Consider the following 23,692-nt stretch of genomic DNA (forward strand, 5'->3'; position numbering starts at 1 on the left):
ACATCCGGCGCGTCCCTGGCATCAGCTACTGCCACCACCACTGCCACCGTCTTTGGAATACACGCTGGAGAAACTACCGATGTAGTCGGGCACCAGGACGGTCGAGGCCGACAGGACGCCACCATAGGTTCACGCCTGGTTGAACAGCACCCGCCTGAAAGCTTCAGCCGCCAGGTGTACCTGCACCGCCCAGTCTTGCGCCGCGTCACTGCCGGCGTCATCGGAGATGTACTTCAGGCACACGAACGGGATGCCTTCGCTACGTGCGATCAGCGCCAGCACGTAGGCTTCCATGTCGACCACGTCATAAGGCGCATCGCCATGGTTGATCTCGAAGCTGTCGCCACTGCCGCAGGTTTCCAGGGCCAGGCCAGGGATCTGCGTGCCGTGCTCCAATACCACCGGGATGTCCGACAAAGGCGTCTGGTAGCGGGCGAAGCCCAGTGGGGTCACGTCCATGTCGCGCTGCACGAAGCGGTTGCAGCACACCACCTCGCCCTTGCCATGGCGCTGGCTGCCGGCCGAGCCAAGATTGACGATCAGCCTGGGCCGGTGTGCGGCAATGGCCTTGGTCAGGGCGATGGCAGCATTGACCTTGCCGATGCCGGTGAACACCGTGTTGAGGTCAGCGAATACATCGCCGGCCTCGGCTTCAAGGGCGAAGACAAACAACGTGTCGTCGAGGGAAACGTCGGGAAATTGTTTGATCAGCATCATGGCGCAGGGGGTTCCGAGTGGCTGCGAAAGGCGCGGCCATTTTCAGCCAACCCCGGCTAATTGCAAGCCCCGGCGGCCACCACGGCCCGTAACGCCTGCGTCCTGCCCAGGCCGGCTGCACTGGCCTGCGCCAGGCACTGCAATTGCTGGTCGGCGTGGGTACCGTCGCGCAACAGGCGGTGTGCATGGTGGAAGGCGCGTTCGGCGTCTGCCGTGTCGATCGGCAACTGCTCCTGCAACTGGGCCAGCCACCCTACGGCCGTGACCGGCTGTTGCTCATGCAGGCCGATGAATTCACCCTGGCGCCCATGGCGCATGGCGCGCCAGTAGTTTTCCTGGGTGATCCAGCGCTGCTCGCGGTTGCAGGCCGACGGGTCATGCCGGTACATGATGCTGTGCTCGACCAGGTGGCGAAACAGCGCGGCGATGCACAGCGCGTCCTCCAGCCGCGGGCAGCCATCGCAAATGCGCAGCTCGACCGTCGGGAAGCGCCGCGAGGGCCGGATCGCCCACCAGAAGTCGCCATCCGCGGCCAGCGACCCTGTACGTTGCAGCAAGGCACGGTAACGCTCGTAGGCGCTCCAGTCCGGCAAGGGCTCGGGCAAGCCCATGTGCGGCCACTCCCCGCAAATCACCCGACGGTAGCTCATGTAGCCGGTGCACTGGCCGGCCCACAGCGGCGATGACGTACTCAGCACCAGCAACAGCGGCAACCAGCCCAGTACACGGTTGATCAGTTGCATACGGTCACAGCCTGGGGGTACGCCCACGTGGACATGCAGGCCGTTGAGCAGGCTGCGCCGCGCCACATGCCGGTAGTCAGCGAACAGTTGCCGGTAATGCGCCGGGGTAGCCGGTTTCTGCCGCAGCCAGGCGGCATTGGGGTGGCTTGCCGCACCGTACAGGCCCATGCCCTCTTCGGCCAGGGCCGAATTCAACCGCTGGCGGCTATGCTGGAAGAACTCGCGCGCCTCGAACTGGTTGGCGAACACCGGCGAGGCCACCTCGATCTGGCTGCGGAACATTTCCTGGGCAAAATGCTGGCCCAAGGCCTCCCTGCAGCGCCCGATCACGGCAGGCGCGGGTGTGGCAGGTACCTGCCCTGTGTCCAGGTTCACCAGCAGGTACTCTTCCTCGATGCCGAACGTGCAGGGTCGGGCCATGCTGCCTCAGCGATTGCGGGTGACAGTGAGCACCACGGCGGCGATGCGCTCGACCTGCTCGTAACCAGGTTCGTCCAGTTGTTCGCCAAACACGTCCGGGTCGATCTCCCGATACACCCAGGACCATTTCGGCCCCGCCAGGCGCAGGCGAATGGCTTCGAGCAAGGCATCCCGGCCTTCTATGATCGCCACGCCGGTATACAAAAGTAGCGTGCCTCCTGAACCAAGCCGCTCGCAGGCTTGTTCGACGATCCGCAGCGACAGCTGCGCGCCTAGCGAACCACCGCCATGCCGATAGGTGCGTTCGCCGGCATCCAGCATGTACGGCGGGTTGGCAACGACAAGGTCGAACAGCCCGGTAATGCCATCAAGCAGATCACTCGGTTCCACGGACACATTGCTCAGGCCCGCCAATGCCGCGTTGATCGCGGTGTAACGCAGCGCAAGCGGGTTTATATCCACGGCGCTGACATGGGCATGGGGCGCCCCGCGGGCAATCAGCAACGCGCCGACACCCGTGCCGCAACCAATATCCACGGCGTGCTCGACGCGCTTCGGGGTGCGTTGCAGATGATCCTGAATCACTTGGGCGAAACGGTAACTGTCCGGGCCGAGAAACACCGCGTCGGCGTCCTGGGTGGGGTATGCAGAATGCACCAGCAACAGGTCGTCGACCGTCGACCAGCGCACGGTACTGATCAGCAACTCTCCGTGCTCCTTGAGCACTTGGGCCAGCCGCATCTGATCCAGTTCATCGGCAGACACCAGTGACGAACGGAACGGGCGGCTCCAGCCGAATACATCGCGCACTGTCCTGGCCTGCGCAGCTTCCGGGCGCGCATTCACCCGAGCATGGGTTGCCGGGGTAACACAGGTGAAGCGATAGCCATCGGCGCGCAGGCGCCTGCCCAATTGCAGCAGTGCCTGGTCAGCCTGGATTTGTTTGGGATCGAGCAGCATCAGTGGGTGACCTCCTGAATCAGGCCGGTAGCACGCAAGTAGCGCCGGGTGGCCAGCAATCCTTCCGGTGTCGCATGGCGGTTACCCGCCATCGTGTCGATCAAGGTTTCGATGTCGGCGCCCGGGGCAGGCTGCGCAAGCGTATCGTCCGACTGTGCTTGCACCTCCCAGCTGCCAGGCAGCACGCGGCGGCCCCGGGCTTGCCAACCCGCGGCGATCCAGTCGTGCCACAGTTGTTTTTCATACGCCGTGAACACGCCATACATGGGTGCCGATGGGCCGTCGATGAGCGCCCACCAGCGGCTGTTGACGGGTGGCTCACCGCGACGGATCCAGCCCTGCGCCTGCAGGGCCTGAAGAAACGCGGGCATGGCGCCGGGCTCGGCCAGCCATTGGTTGACGGTGCGCTTTTGCAAGCGGCAATGGTCGGAATGCATGAACTGGCCGAAGTTGCGCTTGTGCTCCAGTGCCGAAAGCAGCTCGGATTCGAGATCGAAGCTGCTGATCAGGCTGGGGGTATCGGGCCCCAGGTCGTTCAAGCGATACCCGTTGCGCACCCGCTGGTAGAACTGACCGGCGTCGTCGGCCGGGCATAGTTGGCGCAGCGCCTGGACAGACAGATGTGCATGCCCGCTGGCTGCGTTGTCGATGGTCACGTGAAGCTGGAAGTAATGGCCATCGATGCCCAGTTCCGCCAGTTCGTAGGTGGTAATCAGCAAATGCAACGGTGGCTGTTCATAGCCCAGGTTATAGCCGATCACCTCGGCAAGAAACTCATCACCGTGGCGCCCCAACGCCAGCTGTACGGCACCTTGCAGGTAACGCTGGTCGTCCAGTTCAGGCAGGTCCAGGCAACCCAGCCGGCTCAACAGCCTTTGGTAGATCAGTACATGGTTGCAGCGCGGGTCGCCGCCGCCCAGTTCTTCGATGTAGGTGCGAATCAGGCCGTGGTAGCGCGGATCGCCCCAATGTCGCAAGGTGCTGTGCAGCCATGCCCCGTCCACTGCCTTGGTGGGCGCCACTTGTTGCAGGAACCACAACGCCTGGGCGCGGTTGGCAAAATAGCGCCGTGGTGCGCCTTGGCGGCGTTGCTCGAGGTAACTGGCATAGGCTTCGGCCACCTGGCTGGCGTGACGAGCGCTCCAGGCATCCAGCAGAGCGGGATCGGCAGGCAGGTCATCCGGCAAACGCTGCGCGTGTGCCAATTGTTCGTTCAGCCACGAAGTGCTCGTGGTGTCATGGCCTTCGAGCAACGTCTGGTAACGCTGCTTCAGGCTTGGCCCATTTGCCGAAGCCGGTATCACCGCGTCGGTCTTGCGGGTCATTACCGTCATGCCGTAGTCCTTGTCCACGTTTTATTGGCTGGGTTTCTGACCGGGCATCGGTTCAGGGTCTGGCGCAGGTTGTGAAGCAGGTTTGTCGCCAGGTTGCTGCATCTGCAAAGAGGGTTTGCTTTGGTCGGCATCCTTCGCCGGGTGATCGTTGTCCCGGTCAAAGCAACCACCCAGCAAACCAAGCGTGCCCACCAGGGCTATCAGAGGGATCAAGCGCATGGGGTTCTCCTTCTGTGCAAAATCGCAGTGCCCGATCACCCGGGCACTGCGTAGGCTCACTTACGAACGGCCGCCCTTGCGGCCCGATTCGCTGGTACGGCCACCACCGGAATGCTGGCCGCCCTTGCGCCCAGCTTCGGAGGCTTTTTCGCGGTCATTGGCAAAGTTGCCCGGGTTCTTGTTGCCACCCTGGCTGCCTTGCTGGTTGCCGGTGCGGCTGTTCTCTTTGTTGGCCATGGTCTTAAACCTCGTATGACTTAGGAATGCACAGCATTACCTGCCGTACACCAGTTCGGAGTTCGGTCATTTCTGCGGATTCGGTTTAATGCGAAGCGTTCGGACCAGCGGCATTAAATAAGCGGCACCCGCATATTTGGCGCCCCTGTCAGTCGCGCGATGTGCTATCCAGGCGTGCCTGTCGCCTTCCCAGCCAAGCGCCGGTCATTGCCCAGCCCAAGGCAATCAGCGTACCGATCAGCATCGCCAGCTGCGGATGCTCGCCCATTACGTCCAGCGCCCGCTTGAGCCAGCCACTCAAGGCATCACCGCCGCGGTAGATCACGGTGTCGATGAAGTTCTTGGCCTTGTACTTGTCCGCAGCGGGCAGCACGGTGAACAGCATCTCCCGCCCCGGCCGTACCAGTGCGTACTCACCGGCCCGACGCACCACCATCACCACCACGAAAACCGCGAACACAGGGGCCAGTGCCAGCCAAAGAAAGCCCGCGGCGATTACCAGCGGCACTGCCACCAGCAGCACCCCCACCCCCAGCCGACCGGCCAGGCGACCGGTGAGGAGCACCTGGGTGAGGATGGCCAGGGCCTGTACCACAGCGTCGATCAGGCCGAACACTTGAGTTTGCCGGGTACGGTCGGTGAAGGTTTCGCTGACGATGCGCGCCTGTTCGAAATACAGGAAGGTGCTGACACTGGCGAGCAACACCACGAACAAGGCAATGCCCAGCAGGTAGGGCGAGCGCAGCACGGCAGTGGCACCGGCAAACGGGTTGCCGCCCAGTGGCCGGGCATCCGCCCGCTTGGCTTGCGTCGGCAATGGATGGCGCATTCGCCAGCGTTGCAGGTACGACGCAGCGCCGACGCTGCCCAGCAGGAACGCCGCGGCCAGCACCAGCAACCCGGCATGGCCCAGCGGCACCACCAGTAGCGTGCCCACGATGGGGCCACTGAGCCCGCCCAGGCTGGCACCGGCCGCCAGCAGGCCGAACAGGCGCTTGCCTTGCGCGGTGGAAAACACGTCGGCAAGCACACTCCAGGCCAGCGAGATGCTCAGCAGGTTGAATACCGACAACCAGATGTAGAAGGCCCGGGCCGTCCATGGAGCGTCAGGGTCGTGGGCAAACAGCATGGCGAACAGCAGCAGGTTGCTGGTGAAAAAGCCGTAGGTCCAGGGCAGGATGTGTCGGCGCTTTACCCTGGAGGCCAGCCAGCCAAACACCGGCAGGCACGCCAGGGTGGCAATGAAGGTGCCGGTGAACAGCCATTGCAGGTTGTCTACGCCGCCGGCGACGCCCATGGTTTCACGCACCGGGCGCAGCATGAAGTAGCCAGTGAACAACAGGTAGAACAGCAGCAAGCCGGCGATCACCGCCGGCCCTTCGCCGGGCTGGATGTTCAGCCCCTGGTCCAGGCGCCGCCGCCAGGCTGCCATGGTGTCAGGCAAACTGCTCGATCAGCGCCTGTTGCTGCGCCTGGGTCAGCAATGGCCCGTACCCGGCCTTGAGCTGGTCAAGTTGGCGCTCGGGCCGGCTGGTCGCGGGAATGACCGAGGTCACCGCAGGGTGGCTGATGGCGAATTTGAGAAACAGCTGCGCCCAGCTGCCGATACCCGCTTCTGCGGCCCAGCCAGGTAGGGCCTGGTCCTTGACCCGGGCGAACAGGCGGCCATCGTCGAATGCCCGGTTGATCAGCACGGCCACACCCTTGTCCTGGCACAGCGGCAGCAGTTCGCGGGCGGCGTCAGGGGCATTGACCGAGTAGTTGATCTGGATGAAGTCCAGCGCTTCGCTGCGCACGATGCGCGCAACCTCTTCCTGGCCACTGTTCAGGTAATGGGTAATGCCGACATAGCGGGCCTTGCCCTGCTGCTTCAATTCGCGGGCATAGGGCAGCTGGGTCTGCCAGTCGCGCAGATTGTGGATCTGCAGCAAGTCGACCTTGTCGGTACGCAGGCTCTTGAGGCTGCCGGCCCATTGCGCTTGGGCCTCTGCCCGGCTGTCGGCGGCGATCTTGGTGGCAATGAAGCATTGCCGGTGCCAGCCGCCCTCTTCCAGCAACTGGCCGAGAATGCTGTCGGCGCCGCCGTAGTTGGGCGAGGTGTCGATGACCCGGCCACCGCCTTCGAAGAACGCCTTGAGCGCGATTTTCAGCTGCTGGTACTGGGGCGAGCCGGCTTCTACCTCGAAACTGCCGGAGGTGCCGGCACCGATCACCGGCAGCGCTTCACCGGTGGTCGGCACTTTACGGGTCAGCAAACCCGTCGGGCTGGCGGCGTGCAACCAGGGGCTGGCGGCCAGCAAGCCCAAGGTGGCACCCGCACGTAGGACATCACGACGTGCGTACATGGAAAAGCTCCCGTCATGAGGCGGAAACTTTCAAGGCTAGCCGCTATACCTCGCTGCGCCCGGTGTTTCTGTATCTGGATATTTAGCGATCAGGCTTGCAGCAGCACGCTCAGGTCGACCCCTGCCTGGTTCATCGGCGGGCACCAGTAGTAGCCACCGCTCAGTGGCCGGCTGAAGCGGTACAGGCCGTCGATGATGCCGTCCTCCAGGCCGCTCATGCGCCGCAGCTGCACTTCGAACGCATCGAAGCTGTGACCAAGGGCCACGAAGGCCAGGCCAGCGCCGCGCTGGTCTGCCCCAGGCCACCGAACGACGGACCATGAACGCCTCTGGTTCGAAGCTCTCTTGCGCCGTGCGCTTGACGTGGGCGGACGCGGGAGCGTCGTCGAGCTCTTCGTTGTCGCTCAGGCGGCGCCCGATGATGTTGTCCTGGTCGGCCTGGGGCAGCGACTTGAAGTACTCAAGGTCGTGCTTCCACAACTGGAACGCGGCAAAGCTGGAGCCATCGGCACCAATGGCCGCCTGCACTGCCGCTTCGTCCACCGGGTTTTCGGTGCCGTCTTCATAGCCGGTCAGGTCATGGCCGCCACGGTGCAGGAAGCCGTCGACACTATCGGCCAGGCGCAGGGCTGGTGCCAGCAACCGTTCCAGGGCCTGGGCCCGCAGCAGCAGGTCGCCGCGCTCGTTGCCACGCAGCCACAGCCACAGGGCGTGTTGAGTGCTGGGGTTCTCCACAGCGGCATCCAGCTGCGGGAAGGCGCGCAAGCCAGGCACTTCACGGCCCAGGGCCTTGGCCAGCGGGGCGCCGACACCCAGGATCAGCTGTTCGCCATCGACCTGCGGCAGCAAGGCATCCAGCGCAGCAGGCAGGGCTTCGGGCGACTGCAGGGTAAAGAACAGGTGACGGGCGTGGGCCGGCACCGGGGTGGCAAGCAGACCTTGCTGGAACGGCATGACAGGCTAATCCTCGGTTAAAACGGGAATGCTACTTTGCCTGCAGGCCTACTGCAACGCGGCATGCAGCCTCACTGGCGGCTGCGCTTGGTAACAAACGGTTACCAAGCGCTGGCGCTTTGCAATTAGCTAGCAACCAGGGCCGGCCTACACTCCTCGGGATCCTTCGCCCGAGAGACCGCCCATGACCGCCTCGCCGTTGCTTACCGCCTTTCTGCCGCTGGCCTTGGGCATCATCATGCTCGGCCTCGGGTTGTCGCTGACCCTGGCCGACTTCGCCCGCGTGGTGAAGTACCCCAAGCCGGTAGTGGTTGGCCTGGTTTGCCAGATCCTGCTCCTGCCGCTGGTGTGCTTCCTGATCGCCAACGGTTTTGGCCTGGAGTCGGCCCTGGCGGTGGGGCTGATGCTGCTGGCCGCCTCGCCTGGCGGCACCACGGCCAACCTGTTCAGCCACCTGGCGCATGGCGATGTGGCGTTGAATATCACCCTGACAGCGGTCAATTCGCTGATCGCGATCCTCACCATGCCTCTGCTGGTGAACCTGTCGCTAAGCTGGTTCATGGCATCGGACCAGGCCATCCCGCTGCAGTTTGCCAAGGTGATGCAGGTGTTCGCCATCGTCCTGCTGCCGGTGGCGCTGGGTATGCTGATACGCCGCTTCGCACCGGCTTTTGCCGCGCGCATGGAGAAGCCGATGAAGCTGGTAGCCGCGTTGTTCCTGGCGTTCACCATCGTCCTGGCCCTGGCCAAGGACTGGCAAACCGTGGTTGCGTACGCGCCGGTGGTGGGCCTGGCCGCGCTGTTGTTCAACCTGCTGAGCCTGGGTGTGGGCTACTGGGTCCCGCGCCTGCTGAACATTCCCAAGCGTCAGGCGATTGCCATCGGCATGGAGATCGGCATACACAACGGGACCCTGGCGATTGCCCTGGCGTTGAGCCCTTCGCTGCTGAACAACGCCACCATGGCGGTGCCGGCGGCGCTGTACAGCCTGATCATGTTCTTCACGGCGGCCGGGTTTGGCTGGTGGGTGAGCCGCGGGCATGTGGCGGTGCAGCCAAAAGGTGAAACAGTGAACTGAGGCGAGTTGCCTGTGGGAGCCCGGGTCACAACTGGCTGCGCTTACGCCGCAACTGCTGCTTCAGCACCTTCAGCGGCGGTGCATAGAAGAACCCGAACGACACACTCCCCGTGCGCCCCTTCACCGCATGGTGCAACCGGTGCGCGCGATGCAAACGCTTGAGGTAGCGGTTGACCGGCCGTGGCTTGCGCGGCCAGTGCCGGTGAAAGAACCCGTCATGGGCCACGACATACGCCACACCGTACCCCGCCACCCCGCCGCCCACCCACTGCAAGGGCGCATGACCACCCTTGCCAAAGGCCACCAGCAGCGTGGCGATCAGCCCCAGGGCTAGCAGATACAGGTCATTGGTTTCGAGCATGCCCAGTTGCGGCTCATGGTGCGAGCGGTGCAGCCACCAGCCCCAGCCATGCATGATGTACTTGTGAGCCAGCGTGCCAACGCCCTCCATGGCCACCAGGGTGCCGAACAGCACGGCGAGATTGAACAGCATGGGACGGTCCGGGTGATGGCAAGGGAAGGCGCAAGGTTACCGATTGCCCGTGTTTTTTTCCATGCAGGCGTGACCGGCTGCAGGCCTGGTGCGACAGATCAGGACGGCCCCTTTGAAAAGGATTGACTCATGCGCATACGCCCTACCCTTGAACACGACATTCAATGCCTCCCGGACGTCGAGCGCTCGGCAGCTCAGGCCTTTGTTGCCTTGCCGGCGCTGGCATGGCTGGCACAGGGTGACGTGATGGGCCACGACGCACACCGGGCTTTACGTCGACGTGGGCGGTAGCTGGGTGGCTGAGGACACGCAGGGGCGCATTCTGGGGTTTGCCTGTGGCCGGTTTGCGGGGCAGGCGCTGCATCTTCACGAAGTTTCGGTGCGGCGGGAGGCCCAGGGGCAAGGTGTCGGCCGCAGGCTGGTGCTGCAAGTCGCCGATATCGCACGCCAGGCGGGAGCGAAGGAGCTGACCCTGACCACCTTTGCCGATGTGCCGTGGAATGCACCGTTCTATGCGCGGCTCGGGTTCGAGGTGATTGATGACGGGCTGCTGGATGCTCGGCTGCGGGGTATCCTGGCCAGTGAGCTTGCCCATGGGCTGCTCGGGCGCTGCGCGATGCGCCTTTGTGTAGGGGCTGAGGCCCAAGGGCTGCTGCGCAGCCCATCGCCGGCAAGCCAGCTCCCACAGGAGTACCACCAAGCCTGAGGGCAGTGATATCCCTGTGGGAGCTGGCTTGCCGGCGAAAGGGCCGGTACAGGTATTCAAAGAAGTCATTCTTCCAGCCCGACCGCCATACTCCCCGCCACACAATACCCATCCCGGCCCTGGCGCTTGGCCTGATAAAGCGCCGCATCCGCCGCCGCCATAAGCCGCTCGGCCGTCACCTCCTCCCGCGCCGGGTCACCCACGGCAATTCCCGCACTGAACGATACCCGCCCCAGTGGGCTACCCGCATGCTCCAACAGCTGCCGGCGCAACAGTTGCTGCACCTCCTGCACCAGCAGTTCCGCCCCGCGAGTATCCGTATCGGGCAGCAGCAGAGTGAACTCCTCGCCCCCAAAGCGCACAGCCAGGTCGGCCGGCCGCTTCAGCGCCTGTTGCAGCAACTCGGCAAAACGCCGCAGGCACTGGTCGCCCGCTGGGTGGCCGTAACGGTCGTTGTAGGCCTTGAAGTAATCCAGGTCGAGCATCACCAGCGCCAGCGGATAGCCCTGGCGTCGCGCCCTGCGCAGCTCCGGCTCGAACACCGCATCCAGCCGCCGACGGTTCCCCAGGCCGGTCAGGCTGTCGGTCAGCGCCAGGGCCTTCAAGGTCTGGTGTGCCTGGTGCAGGGCCCGCTCGATGGCAATACGCTCGCGCAACTGGCGCAGCACCACACCACCAAAGGCCGCCAACCCCACCAGTAGCAGCAGCAAAACCGACACCGATTTGATCGCATCGCGGCGCCACGGCGCGATGATCGACTCCCGCGACAAGCCCGCCTCCACCACCAACGGATAGCTCGACAGCGCACGATAGCCATACAGCCGTGGCGTACCGTCCACCACGGCGACCGCCTCGACCACTCCTTCGTTTGCATGCGGCAAGTGGTTGCGGAAGATCTCACTGTTGCGCAGGCTGCGGCCCACCGCCTGCTCGACGAACGGCCGCCGCACCAGGATGGTACCGTCACGCTTGGCCAGCACCAGTGCGCCACGTTCGTCGATCTTGAAGTCGCCGTAGTAACGCACGAACCACTCCACCTTGATGGTGCCCAACAACACCCCGGCGAAACTGCCGTCGGCATGTTCCAGGCGCCGTGAAATGGGGATGACCAGGTCACCAGTGGAACGGCTGCGCACCACCGAGCCAATGTGTACCCCTCGGTCGGTATGCTCGCGGTGGTAGATGAAATAATCACGGTCGGCATTGTTGGCATTGGCCGGAACGACCGCCTGGTCGGTGACGATCCAGCTACCATCCGGGCCATACACGAATAACCCGTGCAGTTGCGGCATGATGTTTTTTTGCTGGACCAGCAAGGTATGCAGGCGCGGCCGGTCGATATGCCCGAAACCGTCGCCTTCCAGCCGCTCGGCCAGCGCCGCGGTGATGGCGTCGACCTGGCGGATGGCGTCTTCGGCATGTTGCGCCGTGGCCCGGGCCAGGTTGGTAACCATGTTCTCGGCATTGGTGAAGGCGTGCCGGTAGTCGCGCCAGATACGCCAGCCTTCCACTACCGCGAAGGCCAGCATCACCACCAGCATGAACGCGACCACCAGGCGGAACAGCGCCACGGCGCGGCCCTCGCCGCTTACGGCGAAAAGTCCGTCCTCATCCTGTTTCCTGGCTGCACCCATTGAGTTCCCTGGCCATACCGCGTTCGCCGCCTTTCACTATAGTTCAGCACCACCTGAGCGAAGCCGGCCAGGAAAAAGATTAAACCTTTGCCGCGCCTGCACCCTCAACCGTACGCGACACTGAGGTCGCGTCACGGTTTAAGGAGTGAAGCATGAGCAGTCTCTTCATCAAGCGAGTCGGTTTTTCCATGGTGCTGGGCCTGGCATCGGTACACGCATTGGCGGCGGGCTCCGATGACTTCGTCGAGGCGGCCACCGAAGCCGGCATTGCCGAGGTGGTCACTGGCAAACTGGCCCTGGAAAAAAGCCAGGATGCCGAGATCAAGACCTTCGCCCAGCAGATGGTCACCGACCACACCCAGGCCAATCAGAAGCTCGGCGACATTGCTCGCAAGCTGGACATTTCCGTACCCGACGAAGCGGCAATAACCGAACAAGGTCAAGAAGATGATCCTGGAATGGCGGGAGGAATCGTTCGACAAGTCCTACGTCAACAACCAGGTCGACGCTCACGAAAAGGCGGTGGAGCTGTTCAAGAAGGAGGCGGCTTCGTCAGACAAGGCTGAGCTCAAGGCCTTTGCGAGCGAAACCCTGCCCAAGCTCGAACAGCATCTGGAGCATGCCAAGGCGCTTCAGGCCAAACACGGCAAGTGAGGCCCGCCATGAGCAACGATGCATTGAAAGCCGAAGTGCTGACTCGTCTGCTGCACGCTCACCCCCAGGGGCTGGGCAAGGAAGTGCTGGACAACTATCGGGGCGAGAAAGCCGTTGCCGGTATGTTGAAGACGCTGCAGGAGGCCGGTTTGATCCAGGATGGCAGCGTGGCGGTAAGCAGCGACCACCAGATCAGCGTGAACTATCCGATCAAGCTCTCGGCTGCGGGCGTGGAGGCGGCCAGGCAGGCGGAGTCCTGAGTCGAGCGAGCCGGGCTTGCCTGGCCAAGGGCTCGAGCCTGCGGCCCTGGCAATGCCATCCCGATCGCGGGGGCCGCTGCGCGGCCCTTCGCGACACTGCCGCCTTCATGGGGATTTTTCGTCATCCCGCGGTGGCTTGGCAGGCCCTTGAGGGTCGACTTGTGGATCCTCCACATCTGGCGAATCAGGATCGAAACCCAAGTCCTCGCGTTTGTTCGCCTGCTCGGACGAATGGGGCCCTTGGGGGTGTTTTCCTGGTTGTTCTGCTTCAGGCATGAGGCTATCTCCGGTGCGTGTCTAGGGAAGAAACCACCGGCCGGGAAAAGTTTGATTAATCTGTTTTCGCGGCTAGCCGAGTACGGCATTGAACCAGCGCTTCATCACGTTCCTTCAGCTGTTCCTCGAGCCACTGCAGTTGGCGAGCCTGTTCCGCGCACACGTCGCGCCTGGCTTCAAGGCTCTGTGCCTGCACATCCAGCTGCCGACGCATCTCCTCGCTGGCGCCCTGTGCCTGAGCCAGGATTGTGCGCAAGCCCTGTATCTGCGCATCACGCTGTTCCAGCAGTTCATCCTGCGCCCTGCAGGCGCTGGCGGCCTGACGATGTTCACCCAGCAAGCGCTCGTTGTCGCGGTGCAGGCGCGTCAGTTCGTCCTGCTTGACGATCATGCCCTGCTGCAGTTGACGCACTTCCACCTGCAACTGTTGCAGCTGCGATTCGTGGCGGCGCTGTTCCTGCTCACGCTGTTCGCGGCTGGCGGTGCGGTAGTGCTCCAGCGCGTCGCGGGCATGACGGTGCTTGTCTTCCAGTGATTTGACCTGCTCGTCCTTGTCGGCCAGGCGCACCTGCAGCTCGCCCAGCGACTGGTTGAGGCTGGCACTGCGCAACTGTTCGGCCTGCAGCGTGCTTTGGGTGGAAAGCAGTTTTTCCGACTCGGCGGCCAGTGCGGCCACATCGATCTGATGCTGCTGATGCGCCGCAGCCAGTGCCTGCTGGGCAATGGCCAGCTGTGCCTCCAGTTGTTCGCGCTGTCGAGTGAATGCGCTTTCGGCCTGCTCGATCTTCAGGTCGGCCTCGTCCTGCAACTGGGTTGCCAGTTGCCCGACCATTCGGCTCAGCACATCGCTCAGCGCCATGCCGCCTTCGGCGGCCACAGGCTGCTGGCCGTTCAACTCTTTCAGGTAGCGGTGAATCGTGGTCTTGGAGCCGGTGTTGCCCAGCTCGATACGTATGGCATCGATGCTGGGATTCTCGCCCCGGGCAATCAGCGCCTGACGCGCCTGCTGCACTACAACCTTGTTTATACCGCCCCGGGCCATGCTTGCTCCTACGATTTTGTACCGTGTTATGTACCATGTAATTACGTACCGATTATGAGGGCTCGCAATCTACCCTGCAAACATTTCATGAGGTGGAATAATCACGGCTTATCGCATGTGAAAGGGAAAACAGAGCGGTTTCCAGCAGGGCGAATGTACCGACCCTGCCTGTAGCTGCCTTGTGTCGGTCAAGCTTTGCCGCCACCATGGGCGTCCAGCACCCGATCACCGACAGAAAATGACCCTGGAAAACTACAAGGCAATCGCCGACAGCATCGCCCTGCTGCTGTACCCGCACGCAGAAGTCATCGTCCATGAACTGCGCAGCCAGACCGTCGTGCACATCGCCAACAATTTCTCCCAGCGCAAACTGGGCGATGACTCGGCCATCGACCACGAACTGGGCGACCTGCTGAACGGTGCCAACCTTGGGCCCTACGAGAAGCTCAACTGGAACGGCCAGAAGATCCGCTCCATCAGTACCGTGCTGCGCAACAGCGACGGTGAAGCCGAGTTCCTGATGTGCATCAATCTGAACGTGTCGGTACTGGAGCAGGCCCGCGCGGCGCTAGAGGCGTTCTTCCAGATGAGCCGGCTGGTGCCGCAGCCGGATTCGCTGTTCCGCAACGACTGGCAGGAACGCATCAACACCTTCCTGCATGCCTGGCTACAGGAGCGCAACCTGTCACTGCAAACGCTGCAGATAAAAGACAAGCGCAGCCTGGTGCAAGCATTGCACGCTGAAGGCGCGTTCGAGGGGCGCAGCGGCGCCGACTACGTCGCTAACGTGCTCAACATGGGCCGGGCCACGGTGTACAAGTACCTGAAGGAATTCCGCGCCTAGGCGACAACTCCTCCCCTGTAGCCCATTACGCGGGCGGCCGGTCTCGGGCGCCAACGGTTGCGCGCACCCTCTTGCCTGATATGGATTAATAGTCTACGGTGGACATGTTTTCCACGAATAGACAGGAATGCAGTCATGTCAGCCGCCACCGCTTCTCCTTCCGTTGTCGATACCCGTTACCTGGATGCGCTATACGAAGCGATCAAGGATGCCCATGTGGCGCTGCGCCCGGCCGTCAGCATCACCCCACTGACCTACAGCGCCCGCTTGTCGGCAATGAGCGGCTGCAACGTGCTGCTCAAGTGCGAACACTTGCAGCACACCGGCTCGTTCAAGTTTCGTGGAGCCAGCAACAAGATCCGTCTGTTGCCGGTCGACCGACACCAGCGAGGCGTGATTGCCGCCTCCTCCGGCAACCACGGGCAGGCACTGGCGCTGGCGGGTAAGCGGGCTGGGGTACCTGTCACCGTTTACACCACCACCTCTGCCTCTGCGTACAAGGTGGAAGCCATGCGTGCACTGGGCGCCGAAGTGGTCTGCCTGCCCACCGACCCGCTGAGTGCGGAACTGGAAGCAGCCAGCCAGGCCAAGGCCCAGGGCAAACCGTTCGTGTCGCCCTACAACGACCCGCAAGTCATCGCGGGCCAAGGCACCATCGGCATCGAGCTGTTCGAGCAGGCGCCGGAGCTGGACGCCGTGTTCGTTGCCGTGGGCGGTGGCGGAATGATTGCCGGTATTGCTGCGGCCTTGCGGGTACTCAAACCTGGCATCGACATCATTGGTTGCTGGCCAGAAAATGACCCGGCCCTGCAGCAGTCGCTCAAGGCCGGCAGCATCATCGACGTGGAAGCGACTGACACGCTGTCCGATGGCACGGCCGGCGGTGTCGAGCCCGGTAGCATCACCTTCCCGCTGTGCCAGGCGCTGCTGACCGACACCGTGCTGGTCAGCGAGGCCGAGATCAGGGCCGCCATGCGCGATGTCGCCAGCAGTGAGCGCTGGATCATCGAAGGTGCCGCCGCTGTTGCGGTCGCCGGCATGCAAAAGCTTGCCGAGCGCTACCGCGGCAAGAACGTGGCGGTGGTCGTGTGTGGCCGCAACATCCTGCTCGACAAGTTCCTCGAGGCTGTCCAATGAAGGTTTTCAGCAGAGCGCAGATCACCGCCAGCCTGGACCCGGAAGCCGCGGTACGTTGCCTGGAACAAGGCTTCATCGCCTACTCCGAGGGCAAGGCGCAGGTTCCGCCGGTTCAGGGCTTTGCCTTCCCCGAGGCCAACGGTGACTGCTGCGTCAAGTCGGCTTACCTAGCGGGCAGCGCCACCTTCACGGTCAAGCTATCGACCGGCTTCTACGACAACCCGTCCAGGGGCTTGCCGAGCAACGACGGCTTGATGCTGGTGCTGTCTGCGCTCACCGGGGAGCCGCTGGCCTTGCTGCAGGACGAGGGGTGGCTGACCGGTATGCGCACAGGCCTGGCCGGGCGTATCGCTGCGCGGTTGCTGGCGCCGGCACAGGTCAGCGCCATTGGCATCCTGGGTACCGGCATGCAGGCGCGGATGCAGCTTGAACAGCTGGGCGCAGTTACCGACTGCCGCCGGGTCATTGTCTGGGGTCGCCAGGACAGTGGGCTTGCCGCCTACAGCACCTTTGCCTCTGCGCTAGGTTACGAGGTGCGGACCACTCGTGATCCCGCAGAGGTCGCCGCGGCGGCAAACCTGATCGTCTGCACGACTCCGTCGCGCCAACCGCTATTGCGCAGCGAGTGGGTGCAGCCCGGCACGCACATCACCGCTGTCGGTGCCGATGCGCCAGGCAAGCAGGAGCTGGACCCGGCGCTAGTGGCCAGGGCAGATCGCGTCGTCGTCGACTCGATGGCCCAGTGCAGCCAGTACGGCGAGGTTGCCCATGCCTTGAACAGCGGCTTGATCGACGCAACCCAGCTGAGCGAACTGGGTGCGCTGCTGGCTGGCCGTGCCAAGGGGCGTGAGCATGATGACCAGATAACCCTGGCGGACCTGACCGGCGTAGCCGTGCAGGATGCGCAGATCTCAAGCTGCGTGCTGGCTGCGCTGGCCGCCTGAAACCACGCCGGCGTCAGGCAAAGCGTTGCACCTGCGCCGGCGTACGCCGCATCAGCACCTTACCGTTGCGTACCGACACCAGTGCATGCCCCTGGCTGCGCACCATCTCGTAATCGTCTGGCGCGGACAGCAGCAACAGGTTCGCCGGGCGCCCCACCTCAATGCCGTAGCGTTCGCCCAGGTTCAGGGTGCGGGCGCTGTTGTCGGTGATCAGGTCCAGGCAGCGTTGCAGGTCTTCGTAGCCCAGCATATGGCAGATATGCAGGCCGGCCTCGAGAATACGCAGGATGTTGCCGTTGCCCAGCGGGTACCAAGGGTCGACGATGGAATCCTGGCCAAAACAGACGTTCATCCCGGCCCGGTCGAGTTCAGCCACGCGGGTGACGCCACGGCGTTTCGGGTAACTGTCGAAACGCCCTTGCAGGTGAATGCTTTCGGTCGGGCAGGAGACGAAGTTGATACCCGACTGTTTGAGCAGGCGAAACAGTTTGTAGCAGTAGGCATTGTCGTACGAGCCCATGGCCACGGTATGGCTGGCCGTCACCCGGGCACCCATGTCGCGCACCCGGGCCTCTTCGGCCAGCACCTCGAGGAAGCGCGACTGTGGGTCGTCGGTCTCGTCGCAATGCACATCCACCAGGCAGCCGGTGCGCTCGGCCAGGTCCATCAGGAACTTCACCGACGACACGCCCTGGTCGCGGGTGTTCTCGAAATGCGGGATACCGCCGACCACATCGGCGCCAATGGCCACCGCCTCGCTCATAAGCGCCCGACCATTGGCGTACGACTCGATACCCTCCTGGGGGAAGGCGACGATCTGCAGGTCGAGCAGGTCGCGCACTTCATCACGCACTTCGACCATGGCTTTGAGAGCGGTCAGGGTGGGGTCGGTGACATCGACATGGGTGCGCACATGCTGGATGCCATGGTCTACCAGCATGCCGATGGTCTTTTTCGCGCGGCGCTTGATGTCGTCGTGGGTGGTGATTGCCTTGCGCTCGGCCCAGCGCTCGATGCCTTCGAACAGGGTGCCGCTCATGTTCCATTGCGGCTCGCCTGCGGTCAGCGTGGCGTCCAGGTGGATGTGCGGTTCGATGAAGGGCGCCACCACCAGGTTCTGCCCGGCGTCCAGGTCATCGGCAGCACACGCGGCCACCCCTTCGCCCTGGGGCACGATGGCGGCGATGCGTTCGCCGCTGAGCTCGATGCGAAACAGGCCGGGCTTGCCGCGGAGGCGTGCGTTGATGATGTTCATGATGCTTCTCCCTGGGCTTGGCTGATGGCCCTGGCAGAATAGTGACGGAAATCGCATCTGCCCGGCTAGTGCGGACCGTGTAGGAGCGGCCTTGTGTCGCGAAAGGGCTGCGAAGCAGCCCCAGCAATTTGTGCTTCTGCGCTGAAATCCTGGGGCTGCTTCGCAGCCCTTTCGCGACACAAGGCCGCTCCTACAAGGGTCCGCGCAGGGCCATGCAATACATTACTGGCTAGCCAACCCCATCTGCCAGAAGTCCGCCTCCAGGCTGGACGCCTGGCCGAAAATCCCCACCAGCTCGGCAAACCGCTGCTCGGTCATGCTTCGCGCCGCCAGTTCATCCAGATGCTTGCGCGCCGCCGCTGCAACACCTTGGTAGCCCTCACCGGCATACTCGGCGATCCACTCGCGGTACGGGTGTTTGCCCAGATCCCCAATGCGCTCGGACAGCGCCCGGCCAATCTCGGCATAGCCGATCACGCAAGGCGCCAGCGCCACATGCAGCTCCAGCAGGTCGCCCGCAGCGCCGCAGTCCAGCACATAGCGGGTATAGGCAACCGTGGCCTGGTGTTCAGACGCGGCCTCGATATCGGCCTGGGTCAGGCCCCAGCGTGTGCACAGGCGCAAGTGCAGCTCGGTTTCATCCAGAATCGCCGCCAGCCCGGCCTGCGCAGCACGTATATCGGCCGGGCGGCGGCTTTTGTAGGCGGCCAGCGCCCAGGCGCGGGCGAACTGGATGAGGAATAGGTAATCCTGTACCAGATAGGTACGGAAGGCGGCTTCGCTCAGCGTACCCTCGCCCATCCGGCGTACGAATTCGTGGTCGACGTAGCTGTTCCACTGCGGTTCGGCGGCCGCTTTGAGGCGGTCGAAGATATCCAGGCTCATTTGTCCTCCGGGTAGACGGCATCGAAGAAGGCCAGCTCCAGCGCCACGGTGCGCTGGTAGAAGTCACCTGCCAGCGCGGCTTCCTGCGGGCCGACGCGGTCAAGTTCGGCTTGCAGGAAGGCAACGAAGTCCTGGAATGCCGGGTTGTCGTGCAGGGTGATCCATTCGGCATGGACGAAATTGTCCGGCATCGGTTTTGGCGCCTTCAGCGCCCAGTCCAGGTACAGGCCTTCGGCGACGTTGAGTACTGCCAGTGCGGCTGCATAGGACCTGGTGGCCGCCGCTTCGCGCATGATCGCCTTGAAACCTGCGGTTGGCACCGTGTCGGCCGGTTCGCTGCGTTGTGCAGCACCTACACCAAGGGCCTCGAAGGCGCGCAGGAAGTAGGTGTTCTCGTCACTGCAGATCATCCCGGCAAAACGACCGAAGCGCAGGCGCGCCTCGAAGGTGTCGGCGGTGGCGATGGCTGCGCCCAGCAGGGTCACGAAACTGTCGAGGAAGCGGTGGTCCTGCACCAGGTAGTCGACCATGATCGGGGCCGGCAGGCTGCCGTCGCACAATCGGGTGACGAAGCGGTGGCCAACGGCCGCCGACCAGGTCGGCTCGCTGCGGCGGCGCAGGGACTGGCTGAAGCGTTCGGTCATGTTGCTGTCCTTGATGGTGGAGACAGCGAGACCACGATGGTTGGCATGGACGGGCCTCGCAGTGAGGCCGGCGAAAAGGCAGGTTGCAAGCCCCAATCCCTTCGCCGGCATGATCCGGATCAGGTTCGAAGGGTCACCGCGCTGCAGCGTTCAGCGGTTTCTCAGCCCTTGGCCGGGCTCCCCTTGGTGGCGCTCAGGTATACCCCAGGGCACCGCTGCTGTCACCCAATCTTTGGGCAATGGGTGACCCACTAGTGGGGCCCCTTACCCATTTTTGACGCCACGTTATTTTGCGCGCCATAGGCGCCGCAAGGATTTGTTTGGAAACACATTCCTCGCTTCTGGGTTGGCACACCCGTTGCTCTAGCCCCAGAAACGGGCAAAAAGCCATTGATGGCCGCAAGCCATGATGTCGCGAACGAGGCATAAGGCAATGAAAACACCTGCCATGATCCACCCCGCCAGGCCTGCATTTCAGCTGTCCACCGTTACTACGCTGATGCTCGGCCTCGGGCTGATCACGGCTACCGCCGCTCCCCTCGATGACAACAGCATGCCTCCACCGACCGACCCTTCGGCCTACACAGACCAGCCTGCGGACCCGACCCAGCCCCTGCTCGACCTGTACAGCATGCCGGAAGCCAACCGCGGTTCACTCGAATTGACCGATGGTGCATACGGCAACCGCGACACGGTAAGCGCCAATAATGTGCTGCAACCGGCCCTGCAAACCGACAACAAATACCCCACCAACGGCAAGCCCAGCCCGCTGTTCGGGGCGCTGCCGTTTACCCAGCAGTTACTGCTGTTCGAGGAATTCGGCACCGAAAAGCTCGACCCCACGCTGCCGCCGCCCGCCCTGACCTTCCCGGTGCCCACATTGGGCGCAGCACCGGCGCAGGACCCTGACGTGGTCGCTCGCAGTGGCCCTGCCGGTACGGCCCTGGAAGCCTTCCTCAAACAACCGGGCCTGTACCCGTTCCCGACCCAGTATTCCAACGTGCTCGACCGCAACCCATGGAAGGCGCAGATCGAGATGTTCCTGAACCGCAAGCCGGTCGGCTCGCCAGCGGAAGGCCGGCCACCAGGAAAAGGCTGGTCGCACCAGCGCTGGAACGAGTTCTACCCACAGGCGGGGTTCAAGACCGCCCAGGCGGGTGCACGCATCAACCTCGGCCTGCGTGACCGCAAGCAGCTGCACAACTATGCGGTTGGCGAGTTTGCCCCGGGTGGCCTGTACTACCAGACCTCCGATATCCCTAGCTCACTGGGCACCACCAAGGGCATCGACACCCGCTTCCACCCGAGGATGCCACTGCAAAACCACAAGTCGCTATGGACCTTCGACGGCACCTTCCCGCCCAAACTGCTGATGGCGCGCTATGGCCAGCCGATCCTGATGCGCCATTACAACGCCCTGCCGATCGACCCGTCGGCCAACTACGGCTTTGGCTTGCACACCCTCTCCACACACGAACACAACGGCCATTCGCCGGCAGAGAGCGACGGCTATGCCAATGCCTACTTCTTCCCCGGCCAGTATTACGACTACCGTTGGCCGCTGCAGTTGGCCGGCTACGACACCATCAACACCCTCGCCCAGGACGCGCGTGCGGCGTTCCCCTGCTCGCCGGGTGAAACCCTGTTCGTCAATGACGCCTCGCCCGGCCTGAAAACCTGCCAGAACGGCAGCATCAAGATACGCGGTGACTGGCGCGAAACCATGAGCACCCACTGGTTCCACGACCACATGATGGATTTCACGGCGCAGAACGTCTACAAAGGCAACGCTGTGATGATGAACTACTACAGCGCCCTGGACCGCGGCAACGAGGCCCTGCAGGATGGCGTGAACCTGCGCTTCCCCAGCGGCTCGGGCATGCCGTGGGGCAACCGCGACTACGACGTCAACCTGGTGATCGCCGACAAGGCCTGGGATGCCAACGGGCAGCTGTGGTTCAACCCGTTCAACACCGATGGCTTCCTCGGTGACCAGATCCTGGTCAACTGGCAGTACCGGCCCGTGCTGAAGGTACGTGCGCGCAGCTACCGCTTCCGTATCCTCAACGGCTCGGTGTCGCGCTACTTCAAGTTTGCCGTGGTGCGGGAAATTGCCGGTACCAGTGGTGAGTTCAAAGGCCCCACCGGCTCCAACCTGTCGTATGCACGGGTGCCGTTCCACATGATCGCCAACGACGGCAACATCATGGAACACACCGTGCCGTTCGACGGCACCATGGACCTCAACGGTGACGGCAACCTGCAGGACAACAACGGTATCCTGCCGCTGCAAGGCATCGCCGAACGCTATGACATCATCATCAACTTCGCCAAGAACGGCATCAAGGTTGGCGACAAGCTGTATTTCGTCAACCTTGAGGAACACCAGAGTGGCAAGGGCCCGGAAGGCGCCATTTCGCTGGCCGACGTGCTGTCGGAAAAGTACAAGCCGGTGATCAAGCAGACCAGCAAAGGCCCGCGCTGGGAAAACGGCGACCCGGCAATCGGCAGGTTCCTGCAGCTTGTGGTACAGCCCTACAGCGGCCAGGACCTGAGCATGAACCCGGCAGCCTATGAACCGGCCAAACCGGGCAAGGCCGCAGGCATGAAGATGCTGCCGCTGCCGATCGACCGCAACTCTGCCACCGACCAGGCCAAACTCCAGGCTGCCCGACACCGCGAGTTCATCTTCGGTCGTTCGGACGGTACCGACACCCAGCCCTGGACCATCAAGACCGACGGCGGCTTTGGCTACAGCATGGACCCACGACGCATCAACGCGGCGCCGCAACTGGCCCAGCAGTCTACCGACGGCGGTTTCAGCGGCGACGGCACCCTGGAAGTGTGGAAGATCATCAACGGCGGCAATGGCTGGAGCCACCCGGTGCATGTGCACTTCGAGGAAGGCGTGGTCCTTAGCCGCGACGGCAAGGCACCGCCAGAATGGGAAAAATGGGCGCGCAAGGACGTGTATCGCATCGGGCCGGATATCGATTCTTCGGAAGAGGTGGAAGTGGCAATCCGCTTCCGCGAGTTTGCCGGTACCTACATGGAACACTGCCACAACACCCAGCATGAAGACTCGTCGATGCTGCTGCGCTGGGACCTGGAGCACCCAGGCCAGTTCCAGGTGATGCCGACCCCTCTGCCAGGCTGGGATGGCGTGGAGTACGTCGCTTCGGTTGGCCTGCCGACCTTCCGCACCCAAGACCATGACGACGACGCGGCCAACAAACCTCCAGTCGCGGCCAACGACAGCGCGGCAACCACGGCCGGCAAGCCGATCACCCTGAACGTGCTGGCCAACGACAGCGATCCGGAAGGCAACCTGCCGCTGAAGGTCGTCGGCCTCAGCCAACCGGACTCTGGCCAGGGCAACACCAGCACCGATGGCACCACCGTGACCTACACCCCGCCGGCCACGGTCACCACACCGTTCACCGCCAGCTTCAACTACTCGGCGCGTGACAGCAAGGGCGCCGAATCGGTAGCGCCGGCCACGGTCAGCATCGCGGTGGGCGCGGCGGTGGCGATCGACCAGATCCAGGTCACCAGTGCCACGGTACAGGTGCTCAGCAGCAACCGCTTCACCTGGGAAATCGCTGGCACCACAACGGTGGCCACGGGCAACAGCATCACTGTGACCGCTGCCACTACCGGCGGCCCGGTGAACCTGGGCACCGCCACAATGACCGCCACGAGCAGCGGTGCCAGCTGGCGCTTGGTGGCAACCACCAGCGGCTATGGCCCGGCCACGCCGGCGACGGTGACCGTGAAATCGGCGCTGGGGCAGAGCGTGACCGCGCCAGTCAGGTACAAGTGAAGGTAAAGCGGGGGCCGCTGTGCGGCCCATCGCCGGCAAGCCAGCTCCCACACCGACCGTGCTGCCCTCAAGACCTGCGCATTACCTG

General features: G+C 63.5%; 21 protein-coding genes, 3 pseudogenes and 1 riboswitch. Of the genes and pseudogenes, 8 read left to right on the forward strand and 16 right to left on the reverse strand.

Annotated features, from left to right (window positions below; translation table 11 throughout):
• Window positions 1–129: 129 nt before the first annotated feature.
• The 9 genes and pseudogenes from QIY50_23710 to QIY50_23750 all read right to left on the reverse strand — a co-directional run bounded on the left by QIY50_23710 (window position 130) and on the right by QIY50_23750 (window position 7,929).
• Complete coding sequence (locus QIY50_23710) at window positions 130–717, reverse strand: nucleosidase (GenBank protein WGV20259.1); 588 nt, start codon at window positions 715–717, stop codon at window positions 130–132.
• A 56-nt stretch (window positions 718–773) separates the two neighbouring features.
• Window positions 774–1,880, reverse strand: coding sequence for a carboxylate-amine ligase (locus QIY50_23715; GenBank protein WGV20260.1), 1,107 nt, complete (start codon window positions 1,878–1,880; stop codon window positions 774–776).
• Between the two features lie 6 nt (window positions 1,881–1,886).
• Window positions 1,887–2,840, reverse strand: a complete 954-nt coding sequence (locus QIY50_23720) for a class I SAM-dependent methyltransferase (protein WGV20261.1) — start codon at window positions 2,838–2,840, stop codon at window positions 1,887–1,889.
• A complete protein-coding gene (locus QIY50_23725) occupies window positions 2,840–4,174 on the reverse strand; it encodes an iron-containing redox enzyme family protein (protein WGV20262.1) in 1,335 nt (444 codons plus the stop codon). Before QIY50_23725 ends, QIY50_23720 begins: the two co-directional genes overlap by 1 nt.
• Window positions 4,175–4,195: 21 nt before the next feature.
• Complete coding sequence (locus QIY50_23730) at window positions 4,196–4,393, reverse strand: hypothetical protein (GenBank protein WGV20263.1); 198 nt, start codon at window positions 4,391–4,393, stop codon at window positions 4,196–4,198.
• 60 nt (window positions 4,394–4,453) lie between these two features.
• Complete coding sequence (locus QIY50_23735) at window positions 4,454–4,630, reverse strand: KGG domain-containing protein (protein ID WGV20264.1); 177 nt, start codon at window positions 4,628–4,630, stop codon at window positions 4,454–4,456.
• A 148-nt stretch (window positions 4,631–4,778) separates the two neighbouring features.
• Entirely contained in the window at window positions 4,779–6,062 is a 1,284-nt protein-coding gene (locus QIY50_23740; GenBank protein ID WGV23108.1) for an MFS transporter, read from the reverse strand.
• Window positions 6,063–6,066: 4 nt separating this feature from the next.
• Window positions 6,067–6,975, reverse strand: a complete 909-nt coding sequence (locus tag QIY50_23745; GenBank protein ID WGV20265.1) for an aldo/keto reductase — start codon at window positions 6,973–6,975, stop codon at window positions 6,067–6,069.
• A gap of 89 nt (window positions 6,976–7,064) precedes the next feature.
• Window positions 7,065–7,929 (reverse strand): annotated as a pseudogene (locus QIY50_23750) (Dyp-type peroxidase).
• A gap of 184 nt (window positions 7,930–8,113) precedes the next feature.
• On the opposite strand from QIY50_23750, the gene QIY50_23755 reads away from it, so the two are divergent.
• Window positions 8,114–9,007, forward strand: a complete 894-nt coding sequence (locus QIY50_23755; GenBank protein ID WGV20266.1) for a bile acid:sodium symporter family protein — start codon at window positions 8,114–8,116, stop codon at window positions 9,005–9,007.
• A 25-nt stretch (window positions 9,008–9,032) separates the two neighbouring features.
• Here QIY50_23755 and QIY50_23760 read toward each other — a convergent pair whose 3' ends face one another.
• Window positions 9,033–9,500: a sterol desaturase family protein gene (locus QIY50_23760; GenBank protein WGV20267.1), complete on the reverse strand. Its 468-nt coding sequence runs from the start codon at window positions 9,498–9,500 to the stop codon at window positions 9,033–9,035.
• A gap of 129 nt (window positions 9,501–9,629) precedes the next feature.
• Here QIY50_23760 and QIY50_23765 point away from each other — a divergent pair.
• Window positions 9,630–10,131 (forward strand): annotated as a pseudogene (locus tag QIY50_23765) (GNAT family N-acetyltransferase).
• Window positions 10,132–10,271: 140 nt separating this feature from the next.
• Here the strand turns inward: QIY50_23765 and QIY50_23770 are convergent.
• The gene (locus QIY50_23770) at window positions 10,272–11,840 is read right to left on the reverse strand and encodes a sensor domain-containing diguanylate cyclase (GenBank protein WGV20268.1); all 1,569 of its coding nucleotides are present in this window, start codon (window positions 11,838–11,840) and stop codon (window positions 10,272–10,274) included.
• Window positions 11,841–11,992: 152 nt separating this feature from the next.
• Here QIY50_23770 and QIY50_23775 point away from each other — a divergent pair.
• Both QIY50_23775 and QIY50_23780 read left to right on the forward strand, forming a co-directional pair.
• Window positions 11,993–12,494, forward strand: a pseudogene (locus QIY50_23775) (DUF4142 domain-containing protein).
• A gap of 8 nt (window positions 12,495–12,502) precedes the next feature.
• Window positions 12,503–12,754: a hypothetical protein gene (locus QIY50_23780; protein WGV20269.1), complete on the forward strand. Its 252-nt coding sequence runs from the start codon at window positions 12,503–12,505 to the stop codon at window positions 12,752–12,754.
• 105 nt (window positions 12,755–12,859) lie between these two features.
• Here the strand turns inward: QIY50_23780 and QIY50_23785 are convergent, their stop codons facing one another.
• Both QIY50_23785 and QIY50_23790 read right to left on the reverse strand, forming a co-directional pair.
• Complete coding sequence (locus QIY50_23785) at window positions 12,860–13,030, reverse strand: DUF6021 family protein (protein ID WGV20270.1); 171 nt, start codon at window positions 13,028–13,030, stop codon at window positions 12,860–12,862.
• A 55-nt stretch (window positions 13,031–13,085) separates the two neighbouring features.
• On the reverse strand, window positions 13,086–14,072 hold the full coding sequence (locus QIY50_23790; protein ID WGV20271.1) for a DNA-binding protein: 987 nt from the start codon (window positions 14,070–14,072) through the stop codon (window positions 13,086–13,088).
• A 238-nt stretch (window positions 14,073–14,310) separates the two neighbouring features.
• On the opposite strand from QIY50_23790, the gene QIY50_23795 reads away from it, so the two are divergent.
• The 3 genes from QIY50_23795 (at window position 14,311) to QIY50_23805 (ending at window position 16,997) form a co-directional block, all read left to right on the forward strand.
• On the forward strand, window positions 14,311–14,916 hold the full coding sequence (locus QIY50_23795; protein ID WGV20272.1) for a PAS domain-containing protein: 606 nt from the start codon (window positions 14,311–14,313) through the stop codon (window positions 14,914–14,916).
• 135 nt (window positions 14,917–15,051) lie between these two features.
• Complete coding sequence (locus QIY50_23800) at window positions 15,052–16,053, forward strand: threonine/serine dehydratase (GenBank protein WGV20273.1); 1,002 nt, start codon at window positions 15,052–15,054, stop codon at window positions 16,051–16,053.
• The gene (locus QIY50_23805) at window positions 16,050–16,997 is read left to right on the forward strand and encodes an ornithine cyclodeaminase family protein (protein WGV20274.1); all 948 of its coding nucleotides are present in this window, start codon (window positions 16,050–16,052) and stop codon (window positions 16,995–16,997) included. Before QIY50_23800 ends, QIY50_23805 begins: the two co-directional genes overlap by 4 nt.
• Window positions 16,998–17,010: 13 nt before the next feature.
• Here the strand turns inward: QIY50_23805 and codA are convergent, their stop codons facing one another.
• The 3 genes from codA to QIY50_23820 form a co-directional block, all read right to left on the reverse strand.
• A complete protein-coding gene (gene codA / locus QIY50_23810) occupies window positions 17,011–18,252 on the reverse strand; it encodes a cytosine deaminase (protein WGV20275.1) in 1,242 nt (413 codons plus the stop codon).
• A gap of 222 nt (window positions 18,253–18,474) precedes the next feature.
• Window positions 18,475–19,137, reverse strand: a complete 663-nt coding sequence (gene tenA / locus QIY50_23815) for a thiaminase II (GenBank protein WGV20276.1) — start codon at window positions 19,135–19,137, stop codon at window positions 18,475–18,477.
• Window positions 19,134–19,781, reverse strand: coding sequence for a TenA family protein (locus tag QIY50_23820; GenBank protein ID WGV20277.1), 648 nt, complete (start codon window positions 19,779–19,781; stop codon window positions 19,134–19,136). Before QIY50_23820 ends, tenA begins: the two co-directional genes overlap by 4 nt.
• A 78-nt stretch (window positions 19,782–19,859) precedes the next feature.
• Window positions 19,860–19,975: riboswitch (TPP riboswitch) on the reverse strand.
• Window positions 19,976–20,214: 239 nt separating this feature from the next.
• Here QIY50_23820 and QIY50_23825 point away from each other — a divergent pair.
• A complete protein-coding gene (locus QIY50_23825) occupies window positions 20,215–23,604 on the forward strand; it encodes a multicopper oxidase domain-containing protein (GenBank protein ID WGV20278.1) in 3,390 nt (1,129 codons plus the stop codon).
• Window positions 23,605–23,692: the final 88 nt, after the last annotated feature.

It is taken from the genome of Pseudomonas putida, assembly GCA_029953615.1.
GTDB lineage: Bacteria > Pseudomonadota > Gammaproteobacteria > Pseudomonadales > Pseudomonadaceae > Aquipseudomonas.